This is a genomic window from Amaricoccus sp. W119 (assembly GCF_047275745.1).
Lineage (GTDB): Bacteria > Pseudomonadota > Alphaproteobacteria > Rhodobacterales > Rhodobacteraceae > Amaricoccus.
Map to the genome: position 1 here is coordinate 103,834 of NZ_JBKQWU010000009.1, position 10,356 is coordinate 114,189.

The 10,356-nt window shown below is 68.2% G+C and carries 10 protein-coding genes and 1 other annotated feature; of the genes, 4 read left to right on the forward strand and 6 right to left on the reverse strand.

The features are described from left to right. Positions 1-279 precede the first annotated feature (279 nt). Complete coding sequence (locus ACLJK8_RS07715) at positions 280-867, forward strand: HpcH/HpaI aldolase family protein (protein ID WP_413149544.1); 588 nt, start codon at positions 280-282, stop codon at positions 865-867. Here the strand turns inward: ACLJK8_RS07715 and ACLJK8_RS07720 are convergent. Next, positions 864-1,217, reverse strand: coding sequence for a response regulator (locus ACLJK8_RS07720; RefSeq protein WP_413149545.1), 354 nt, complete (start codon positions 1,215-1,217; stop codon positions 864-866). The genes ACLJK8_RS07715 and ACLJK8_RS07720 overlap by 4 nt on opposite strands. After that, on the reverse strand, positions 1,214-3,460 hold the full coding sequence (locus ACLJK8_RS07725; protein ID WP_413149546.1) for a PAS domain-containing protein: 2,247 nt from the start codon (positions 3,458-3,460) through the stop codon (positions 1,214-1,216). Before ACLJK8_RS07725 ends, ACLJK8_RS07720 begins: the two co-directional genes overlap by 4 nt. Before the next feature lie 249 nt (positions 3,461-3,709). Between ACLJK8_RS07725 and ACLJK8_RS07730 the strand changes: the two genes are divergently transcribed. Continuing rightward, complete coding sequence (locus ACLJK8_RS07730; protein ID WP_413149548.1) at positions 3,710-4,387, forward strand: TerC family protein; 678 nt, start codon at positions 3,710-3,712, stop codon at positions 4,385-4,387. A 6-nt stretch (positions 4,388-4,393) separates the two neighbouring features. On the opposite strand, the gene ACLJK8_RS07735 is transcribed toward ACLJK8_RS07730, so the two are convergent. Genes ACLJK8_RS07735 through ACLJK8_RS07750 form a run of 4 tightly spaced genes read right to left on the reverse strand, consistent with a single transcriptional unit; the run spans position 4,394 to position 8,016 of the window. Then, on the reverse strand, positions 4,394-5,152 hold the full coding sequence (locus ACLJK8_RS07735) for an ABC transporter ATP-binding protein (RefSeq protein ID WP_413149549.1): 759 nt from the start codon (positions 5,150-5,152) through the stop codon (positions 4,394-4,396). Then, the gene (locus tag ACLJK8_RS07740) at positions 5,149-6,084 is read right to left on the reverse strand and encodes an iron chelate uptake ABC transporter family permease subunit (RefSeq protein WP_413149550.1); all 936 of its coding nucleotides are present in this window, start codon (positions 6,082-6,084) and stop codon (positions 5,149-5,151) included. Before ACLJK8_RS07740 ends, ACLJK8_RS07735 begins: the two co-directional genes overlap by 4 nt. 28 nt (positions 6,085-6,112) lie before the next feature. Continuing rightward, the gene (locus ACLJK8_RS07745; RefSeq protein ID WP_413149551.1) at positions 6,113-7,069 is read right to left on the reverse strand and encodes an ABC transporter permease; all 957 of its coding nucleotides are present in this window, start codon (positions 7,067-7,069) and stop codon (positions 6,113-6,115) included. Positions 7,070-7,098: 29 nt separating this feature from the next. Beyond that, on the reverse strand, positions 7,099-8,016 hold the full coding sequence (locus tag ACLJK8_RS07750) for a siderophore ABC transporter substrate-binding protein (protein ID WP_413149552.1): 918 nt from the start codon (positions 8,014-8,016) through the stop codon (positions 7,099-7,101). A 288-nt stretch (positions 8,017-8,304) separates the two neighbouring features. Then, positions 8,305-8,360 (forward strand) — a sequence feature (sul1 is cis-regulatory element that is thought to sense ions involved in sulfur or methionine metabolism; They are found in Alphaproteobacteria). Positions 8,361-8,375: 15 nt separating this feature from the next. Between ACLJK8_RS07750 and ACLJK8_RS07755 the strand changes: the two genes are divergently transcribed. After that, complete coding sequence (locus ACLJK8_RS07755; protein ID WP_413149553.1) at positions 8,376-9,044, forward strand: serine O-acetyltransferase; 669 nt, start codon at positions 8,376-8,378, stop codon at positions 9,042-9,044. Positions 9,045-9,186: 142 nt separating this feature from the next. Continuing rightward, complete coding sequence (locus ACLJK8_RS07760; RefSeq protein WP_413149554.1) at positions 9,187-10,023, forward strand: M48 family metalloprotease; 837 nt, start codon at positions 9,187-9,189, stop codon at positions 10,021-10,023. Positions 10,024-10,356: the final 333 nt, after the last annotated feature.

Consider the following 10,356-nt stretch of genomic DNA (forward strand, 5'->3'; position numbering starts at 1 on the left):
CTGGAGAATTCCTGAAGGCGGCCTGGGTCGAGCTTGCGAGCCCCGACGTGGCCGAGATCATGGTCCGACACGGCTGGGACATCATCGTGATCGACGGCGAGCATGGCGTCGGCGGGCTCGAGGATTGGGTCGCCACCGCGCGCGCGGTGGAAGCGGCGGGCGGCGAGGTCATCCTGCGCGTGCCGGACGGATCGGACAGCCTCCTGAAGCGCGTGCTGGACCGCGGGTTCCGGTCGATCATCGTGCCGATGNGCGGCGGGCGGCGAGGTCATCCTGCGCGTGCCGGACGGATCGGACAGCCTCCTGAAGCGCGTGCTGGACCGCGGGTTCCGGTCGATCATCGTGCCGATGGTCAACTCCGCCAGCGACGCCGCCTCGATCGTCGGCGCCTGCCGCTACCCGCGCCTCGGCCGTCGCGGCTACGCGGCGCCGGTGGTGCGCGGCTCGCGCTATGGCACGGTGGCGGATTACGCGAGGACCGAGGCCGCCGACGAACTGCTGCTGATCGTCCAGTGCGAGCATGTCGATGCCGTCTCGGACATAGAGGCCCTGTCGAAGGTCGAGGGCGTCGACATGGTCTTCATCGGACCGAACGATCTGGTGGGGTCCATGGGGCTCCTTGAGCAGCTGGAAGCGCAACCGCTCAAGGACGCGCTCGCCCGTGTCGAGGGCGCGGCGAACGCCGCCTCGCGCTGGCTCGGGACCATCACCGGGCCGGATCGGGACTGGGCGGACCTGGAGAAGCTGGGCTACCGGCTGGCCGTCGGGCCGAACGACATCGCCATTCTGATCGCCGGCGCCCAGGCGGCCGCAAGGGCCAGCGGCAAGGACATTCCGGCACCGGCCGCGCCGTCTCCCCGTTACTAGCTCGCCAGCATCTGGCGGATCGCGCCGAGTACCTCCTCCGGCGAATAGGGTTTCGGCATGAACCGGCTGTCGTCGGGCAGGACGCCCCGGAGCGGAACCTGCTTGCCGGACGTCACGATGACGCGGACGGCCGGCCAGCGGGCATGGACCGCCTCGGAGAGGTCGAGGCCGTCCATCGAGCCGGGCATGTCGACGTCCGTGAACAGGACGCCGATCTCCGCGTCGCAGGCGAGGAGCTGAAGCGCCTCGTCCGCGTTGGCAGCTTCCAGAACCTCGAAGCCGCCTTCCCGGATATCATCCGAGATCGCGAAGCGAATGATCGCTTCGTCTTCGACCACCAGCACCTTCATGCGCCCTCGTTCTTGCTTTCCGACAGCGCGGCCCAGGGAGCCACGAGCCTGAACACAACGCCGGACGGCACGAAATCGATGCGGATCTCGCCGGAGAAATCGGCGGCGAGCACGCGTTCGAGAAGCATGCGGCCGAATCCGCGCCGCGATGGCGGGCCGACCGGGGGGCCGCCGCTCTCCGTCCAGTTGAGAACCAGCGCATCGGCACCCTTGGCATCGGTCCCGCGGGCCCAGGAGAGGGTGACGGTTCCACCCGCCGAGAGCGCGCCGTACTTGAGCGCGTTCGTCGCCAGTTCATTGACCGCGAGCGTCAGCGACAGGGCGCGCCGGGGGCCGATCGCCACTTCGGGGCCGGAGACCTCGATCGCCTCCGAGCCGAACGGGGCCAGCGCCGCCTCGATCACTTCGCGGATCGGGGCGAGGCGCCACTGCTTGCTGTTGAGCAGATCATGGGCCGCCGCGAGCGCGCGCAGACGCTGCGTCAGCAGTTCGCGGGCGACGGCGATATCGGCGGTCTTGAGCGTCTGGGAGGCGATCGCGAGGACGGTCGCGAGGATGTTCTTGATCCGGTGCGAGAGTTCATGCGTCAGCAGGTGCTGGCGCATCTCCGCTTCCTTGGCCTCGGTGATGTCGCGCATCACGCCGAACATCTTGATCGGCTGGCCTTCGGCATCGCGGATGAATTCGATGTGGCGTGCGATCCAGCGGATCTCGCCGGTGTCGGCGCGGCGCATCCGGTACTCGACCTGAGTGGCGGCCGAGCCATCGGCCCGCGTGGAGGCGGTCGAGCGTACCGGGGCATCCTCCGGCAGAACGAGCGACTCGAGGACGCTGACATCCGCGCTTGTCCGCGGCTCCAGGCCCCAGAGGTCCCAGAGCGTATCGGAGCCGATCACCCGGCCGCTCGCGATATCGACCTCGAGCGAGGCGATGCCCGCGACGCGCTGCGACAGGCGCAGGCGGGTCTCGCTGTCGCGGAGCGCCGCGATCGCACGGCGCGTATCGTCGAAATCGGTGCTGGTCCCGACCCAGCCCGCGATCCGGTCCCGCGCGTCACGAAGCGGCACCGCGCGGATCAGGTGCCACCGCCATGCGCCGTCATGACGGCGCAGCCGGGCCTCGATCTCGTAGGGCTGGCCCTGGTCGAGCGCGTTCCGCCACCGATCGGCCACGCGCCAGCGTTCGTCGGGGTGGATGAGCCTGATCCAGTCGGCCGCCGCCACCGTTTCCGAACCGAAGCCGAAATAGTCGCGCAACTGCTCGTTGTACCAATCCACCACGCCGTCGGGCCGCGTCGACCAGAGGTGGTTGGGAAGCATGTCGGCGAAGACACGGAATCGCTGTTCGCTCTCGCGGAGCGCCTTTTGGGCGGCGACACGGTCGGTGATGTCGTTGCCTTCGAGGAAGATGGCGGTGGCCCGGCCATCGTCGTCCAGCATGGGCTGGTACACGAAGTCGACGACGCGGCGAATGACGGGTTCGCCCGGGGCGGGCTGTAGCTCGACAGAGTAGCCCAGGCCAACGAAAGGCTCGCCGGTCGCGTGGACGCGGTCGAGCAGTTCATGGAACCCCTGGCGTCCCATCTTGGGCAGCGCCTCGCGGACCGGCTTGCCGATCACGTCCCGGTGGCCGATCAGCTTGCGATAGGCGGCATTCGTGAAGTCGAAGACGTGGTCGGGCCCGCTCAGCAGCGCCATGAAGCTCGGCGCCTGCTCGAACATCCGCGTCAGCCGCTCGCGCTCGGTCGCGGCGGCGGCGCGCAGCCTCACCTTCTCGGTCGTCTCGTGAATCGTGACGAAGACACCATCCGGCTCGCCCTCCGCGTCGGGGATCGGCGAATAGTCCACGGTGATCCAGATCTGCTCATCGACGCCCCTGCGCCGGACCGTCAGCTCCAGATCCTCGTAGCTCAGCTCGCCGCCGCCCCGGACGACGCGGAGGACGTGGCTGTTGAAGTCGGCGACCTCGGGCCAGGCGTCGCAGACCGGTACCCCGAGGCAGCCGGGATGCCGGCCGGCCGCGATCGGGATGTAGCCGTCGTTGTAGATCATCACCCCGTCGGGACCGAGCAGGAGGACCATCGGGGCCCCCGCGCGGAGGATGATGGAGACGGCCGCCCGGATATGCGGAGGCCAGCCGTCGATCGGTCCGATCGTCGTCCCCGACCAGTCGAAGGCGCGGACATGTCCCGCCATCTCGCTGGTTCCGAGCAGGGCCGACAGGGGATCACGAGGGGCGGTCATCGTCCTCCTCCGGGCGGCGGCGCGTCGCCCCTCGGGGCAGTTAGCGACGGAGCGCGCGCTTCCGCAAGGGTTGCCGAACCCATGCCGGGCGCCGGCGACGCCTGTTGGCACTTGCCGGCGTGGGGCACTCGCGACCGGAGTTACACCTCGCCTCCGATCGCATGCGCGCCTAGATTGTACGGGCGCGCGTCCTCGTGACCGGCCGCCCGCGCCCCGTGATGCCCGAACCTGCCGGAGCAGCCCGCCGCCATGACGCTCGACCTCAGCCTCGTCGCCGCCTTCCTTCAGGTCGCCATGATCGACCTCGTGCTGGCGAGCGACAACGCGGTGGTCATCGGCCTCGCCGTGGCCGGCCTGCCCGCGGCGCAACGCGCGCGCGCGATCCTGGTCGGCATCATCGCCGCGACGGCGCTCAGGATCTTCTTCGCCCTGATCACGGTCCAGCTCCTGCGGCTGGACGGCCTCATGCTCGCGGGAGGTTTCCTGCTGCTCTGGGTCTGCTGGAACATGTGGCGGGAGCTGCGCCGCCGCGCCGAGCCGGATCGGGAGGCGGCGGGCAACGATGGTTCCGGCGCGGCGGGGGATGGCGCCGCCGCCGGAACGGTCGGAGCCGCGCCACCCGCGAAGTCGCTGCGCCGGGCCGTCACCCAGATCGTGATCGCCGATGTCTCGATGTCGCTCGACAACGTGCTCGCCGTCGCCGGGGCGGCGCGCGATCACCTCGCGGCCCTGGTCCTCGGGCTGGTCCTGTCGGTCGCGCTGATGGGTCTCGCCTCGGCCTTCATCGCGCGGCTTCTGACGCGCTACCGCTGGATCGCCTATCTCGGGCTCGCGGTGATCCTCCTCGTGGCACTCCGGATGATCCACGAGGGCGCCGGGCAGGTCCTCGACGGCGGCCTGCCGATCCCCTTCCCCGAAAGGTCGTGAGCGATCTCAGTCGTAGAACAGGCAGACACGCTGGCCGCGCAGCTCTATGACCTCGATGTCGATGCCGTAAATGTCGCGCAGGACCTCCGGGCGGATGATCTCAGCGCTCGGGCCGACATGGCGCACACGGCCGTCACGCATCGCCACGATCCGGTCGGAATACCAGGCGGCGAAGTTGATGTCGTGTAGCACGACGACGACGGATTTGCCGAGTTCGGAGGCCGCGCGCCTCAGGATCCGCATCATCGCCCGCGCATGGCGCATGTCGAGATTGTTGAGCGGCTCGTCGAGCAGCAGGTAATCGGTGTCCTGCGCCAGCACCATGGCGACGAAGGCGCGCTGCCGCTGCCCGCCCGACAGTTCATCGAGATAGCGCTCCTCGAACCCGTCGAGTTCGAGATAGCCGATCGCGCGGGTCACATGCGCCAAATCCTCGGCGGTGGTTCGACCCTTGGTGTAGGGATAGCGGCCGAAGCTGACGAGATCGCGGACCGTCAGGCGGGCGGTCAGGTGGTTCTCCTGCCTGAGGATCGACAGCCGTCGCGCGAGCTCGTCGCTCGGGGCCGTCGCGACGTCGAGTTCGTCGACGCTCGCGCGGCCCGCGTCCATCGGCAGCAGGCGCGAGATCATGCCGAGCAGCGTCGATTTGCCGGCGCCGTTCGGACCGATGAGCGACGTGATGCCCCCCCGCGGCAGCGACAGGCTCACCCCGTCGACCACCACCGTGTCACCGTAGCGTTTCGTGACCTCCCGCGCCTCGATCATCGCGCGTTCCTCCTCAGGATCAGGAACAGGAAGACGATCCCGCCCACGAATTCGATGACGATGCTGAGCGCCGTGTCGAAGGCGAAGAGCCGTTCGAGGATCATCTGACCGCCGACCAGGGCGATCACCGCGATCAGGACCGCCGCCGGCAGGATCAGCCGGTGGCGGCTGGTTCCGACCAGAGCGTGGGCGAGGCTCGCGACCAGAAGGCCGAAGAAGGTGACCGGCCCGACGAGCGCGGTCGAGACGGAGACCAGAACCGCGACGATCACCAGGGCCACCGTGACCGTCCGGCGGTAGGGCACGCCAAGCCCGATCGCCATCGGCCGGCCGAGCATCAGGACGTCGAGCGCCGGCAGCATCCTGAACCCAATGGCGCTCGCGGCGAGAACCAGCGCGCCCGCGGTTCCGAGAAGCCGGGTGTCGATGGAGTTGAAGCTCGCGAAGAGCGAGTCCTGCAGCATGGCGAATTCATTGGGATCGAGCACGCGCTGCGCGAATTCCGCGACGGAGCGGAAGAAGGTACCGATCACGATGCCGACCAGGACGAGCAGATAGAGCCCGCGCTCGGCCCCGGTGAACAGCAATCGGAACAGGAGGCCCGAGAACAGCATCATCGCCGCGACCTGCCCGAGGAAGGCCGGCCAGGGCGGCAGGGTCGCGAGCGTCGCGGAGCCGAAGAGCACGACGACCATGGTCTGGATCAGGATGTAGAGCGCGTCGAAACCCATGATCGAAGGCGTCAGGATGCGGTTATTGGTGACGGTCTGGAACAGCACGGTCGAGACCGCGACCGCGTAGGCGACGAGGATGAGGCCGATGAGCTTCACGCCGCGAAACCAGAGGATGAAACTCCAGGACCCCCGCGCGCCGAGTGTCATGAAGAGCACGATCGCGACCGCGGTGCCGATCCCGAGGCCGATGAGGGCCATGCGCGCGCGTCTCTCTCCCCGCCACGCTTCAGACATGACGCTTCCTCAGCAGCAGCCAGAGGAAGAGCCCGCCGCCGACCACGCCGACCACGGTCCCGATCGGGATCTCGTAGGGCGCGCGGATGACGCGGCCAAAGATGTCGCAGGCGAGCACGAAGGCGGCGCCCAGCGTCGCGACCCAGGGAACCGCGCGGCGCATGTTGTCGCCGATCAGGAGGCTCACGATATTCGGAACCACGAGGCCGAGGAACGGGATCATGCCGACCGTGGAGACCACGACCGCGGTGACGATGGCGACGATGGAGACGCCGAGGGCCAGGACCCGGCGATAGTCGAGGCCGAGATTCGTCGCGAAATCGCGGCCGAGCCCCGCCACGGTGAACCGGTCCGCCGCGATCCAGGCGATCGCCGCCGCGCCGAAGCCGAGCCAGAGCAGTTCGTAGCGGCCGAGCAGCACACCGGAGAAATCCCCGGTCCGCCAGGCCGCCAGCATCTGTAGCAGTTCGAAGCGATAGGCGAGAAAGGCGGTGATCGACCCGATCACCCCGCCGAACATGATCCCGATCAGGGGAACCATCACCACGTCGCGGAGCGGCGCGCGGGCGAGGAGGCGCAGGAACAGCACTGTCCCGGCGCCGGCGAAGGCCGCGGAGACCAGCATCTTGCCCATGATCGGCGTGCCCGGCGCCAGGAAGGTGACGAGCAGCAGCCCGAGGCTCGCCGCGTCCACCGTGCCCGCCGTCGAGGGTTCGACGAAGCGGTTCCGGATCATCATCTGCATCAGGAGGCCCGCGATCGACATCGATGAGCCGGCGAGCACCAGCGCCGCGGTCCGGGGCAGGCGGCTGATGATCATCACGCGCGCCGCCTCGCCGTCCGGCCCGCCTGCGAGCAGGGTCGCGGGCGTCACGTCGGAGACACCGACGAAGAGGCTCGCCCCGGCGAGCCCCAGCATTGCGATGAGCAGGAGGGTGAAGCGATTCATCCTGGCAAGCGGGCTCGGAGCGGTCCGCGTCAGCCCTTGTCGAGCGCCTCGGCGATCTGGTCGAGCAGCGTGTTGAGCGCGGTATACCCGCCCGAGGCGATGTAGGCGGCGGCCGGATCGAGATAGATCACCTGGCCTTCCTTCCAGGCCTTGGTCCCGGCGACGAGCTCGTTGTCGAGCGTCGCACGCGCCGCGCCGCCGTCCGGCGCCGCCTCGCCGATCGCGGCGTCGCGGTCGATCACGAAGAGCCAGTCGGGGTTCTTTTCGAGGATGTACTCGAAGGAGGCGACGTCGCCCTGATGGAAGCGGTCGTCGATGCCGCTCTCGACCGGGGCGAAACCGAGCTCGCGGTGTATCCAGCCGACGCGCGAGGTCGGGCCGTAGACGCCGACCTTGCCCGCGTTGGTGACGAGAATCATCGCGGTGCCCGCCGTCGCGGCCTTCTCGCTCAGAGTTGCGAGTTTCTTGTCGAGCGCGGCGTTGAGTTCCTCGGCCGCGGCCTCCTTGCCGAAGATCTCGCCGATGAGGGCGACATTGTGCTTCACGCTTTCCGTGTAGTTCTCCGGGGCGACCGTCAGATCGATCGTCGGTAGCATCCGCGAGAGTTCCGGATATTTCGACGCCGACCGCCCGCCGACGATCATCAGGTCGCCCCCGGCCGCGTTGATCGCCTCATAGTCCGGTTCGAAGATCGTACCGACCTTCACGTATCTGTCGTCCGCGAAGCCCGCGAGATAGGGCGGCAGATTGCTGCCGAGAACGCCATGGGGTTCGATCCCGAGCGCCTCGATGATGTCGAGCGCGTTGATGTCGAGCACGAGCGGCCTGGCCGGCGGGATCTCGACCGCGGTCTCTCCCTGGGCGTGTATGATCGCGCGCTCCTCCGCGACCGAGGCGAAGGGCAGTACGAGCGTGAGCGCGAGAGCTGGAACGAGGGCGATCCGCATCGGAAAGGCCTTTCATCGTGAGCGGGATTGGGGCCGGCGACGGCCGCGTCCGGACACCCCTAGGACGAGGCGGCGGGGCGTGTCAAAGATTAATTGATGTTTTCAGTCGGGATATCGGATCCCGCCGGGGCGACGCGAACAGGCGCCGTGAATTCGCCCGATCGTGGTGGTCCGGCATTCCCCGCCCGATGCCAGCGCCGGGCAGGGTAGCCGCGGTGCGACGGGACGGGCGGGAACCGGAAAATCGCTTGCCTGACAATCGTTCTGCGCTAGACTTTCATTCAGGAACAAGGACCCGGTGCAATCCCGGGTGGCTATTCCGGCCGCCGATCCGCCGGACAACTCGCCGCGCTATTGGGGTGCGGCCGGCTAGCGTCAAGCGCCGAGCGCGGTTCCAGTTAACGTGTTTGCATCAGATGGATGAATCGACCGCGCACGCGCGGCGCGGAGCCAACAGAACCACCACCCGTGGCCCCGACCGGCGCATCGCCTCCTTCGCGGCGCTCCGCGAACACTGGCGGGAGGATTTCGTCGCCAATGACTCGAGTCTGTTTCGTCCCGGCTTCATCGCCGTGGCGAACTACCGATTCGGCGTCTGGGCGTTCGGGATAGAGAATGCCGTGTTCCGGGCGCCGCTCACCTTGCTCTACGTGCTGATCTATCACTTCGTGAAGAACGTTCTCGGCATCGAACTGCACTACAAGGTGCGTGTCGGGCGTCGGCTGCGTATCGGCCACCAGCACGGGATCGTCATTCACCGCGACGTCCAGATCGGCGACGATTGCCTGTTGCGCCAGAATGTGACGATCGGAGTTTCGCGCCTCGGTGTTCCTCGCGAGGAGGTGCCGGTGATCGGCGACCGGGTCGAGATCGGCGCGGGCGCCGTCGTGCTGTCTCCGGCGCGCATCGGCGATGACGTATTGATCGGCCCGAACACGGTCGTGCGGCGCCATGTGCCGCCACGCTGCCGTGTGCTCCCGCCTGATCCGGTGATCCAGGAGCGTCGCATGCACCCCGCGCGAGCCTGAGCTCCGCGCGAGGTTTGACCCGGACGTTCGATCCGGGTTCGATCCGGGGCTCGGCACCGGGGTTACCACGTCACGCCGGCGTCACTGGACAAGCAGGGCGCGGCGTCCAAAATGGTTCGGTCGATCCGCTGGAGCCTCGCCCATGTCATGCTTGCCGGTGCCTTCCGCCCGGGCCTCCTTCGCCCTCGCCGTCACCCTCGGCCTTCTGCTCGCCGGTTGCGGCACGACCTACCAGGTGGCCGACCCCGGTTCCTCGGCGATCCCGCCCGCGCCGGGCGACGCCGCCGCGGCCCCGTCCGGACGTGCCCGGACCGAAGGGGACTTCCGCCGGGTCGCCGCCCGCATCGAGCCGGTCGCGGAGCAGTTCTGCCGCGAGGAGCATCCGGATTCGCCCCGGATCGCCTGTGATTTCGCGATCGGGCTCAACCGCGATCCCGACATGCCCCCGAACGCCTTCCAGACCCGCGACAAGAACGGCCGCCCGCTCATCGTCGTCGGCCAGGCGCTGCTGGAGGACATGACCGACAATGACGAACTGGCCTTCGTGCTGAGCCACGAGGCCAGCCACCAGATCGCCGATCATCTCGGCAAGCAGGAGCAGCAGCAGATCTTCGGCGCGCTGATCCTCGGCGGGCTGACGGCCGCGGCCGGCCAGTACGGGGGGATTGGGGCGAGCGACTCGCAGATCAAGCAGGCGATGGACATGGGCGCTTTCCTCGGCGGACGGGCCTACAGCCAGAGCTACGAGCTCGAGGCCGACACGCTCGGCGCCTTCATCGCGGCGCGTGCCGGTTACGATCCGGAACGCGGCGCGCTGATCTTCACGCGGCCTTCACTCGCCGGCGGGGGCGGGCTGCTCGCGACCCATCCGGCCTCCGCGCAGCGGATGCGCGCGGTCTCGGCCGCGACGGCGGAGATCCGGCGCCAGGAAGCCGCCGGCGTCGTTCCGCGCCCGGAATACGCCGAACGACGGTTCTGAGGCGCGAAACAGGCCCGGAAAAGGCAATCTCCGGGCGGTCGAAAAAAATTCACCGAACCGTCTTTTTGGGGGTTGCGAGTCACCCGGCGCCTCCCTAAATACCCCCTCACCGCAGCGGACGGGGTCGCAACGACCACAACGGCGGCGGGAAAAATCGGCAGATGACGAGGCAGGACGCGTCAAGGTAAAGACGCCATCGCCTTCTGTTTGCCGGTTACGCTCTTTGAAATTTGAATTTGATGAAGGGATATGCGGGCGGTTGGGTTTCGTTTCGACGAAGCGGATCGCTGGCATATCGGCTCTCTAGGGTGGTTTCGGCTGCTCGATGATGGG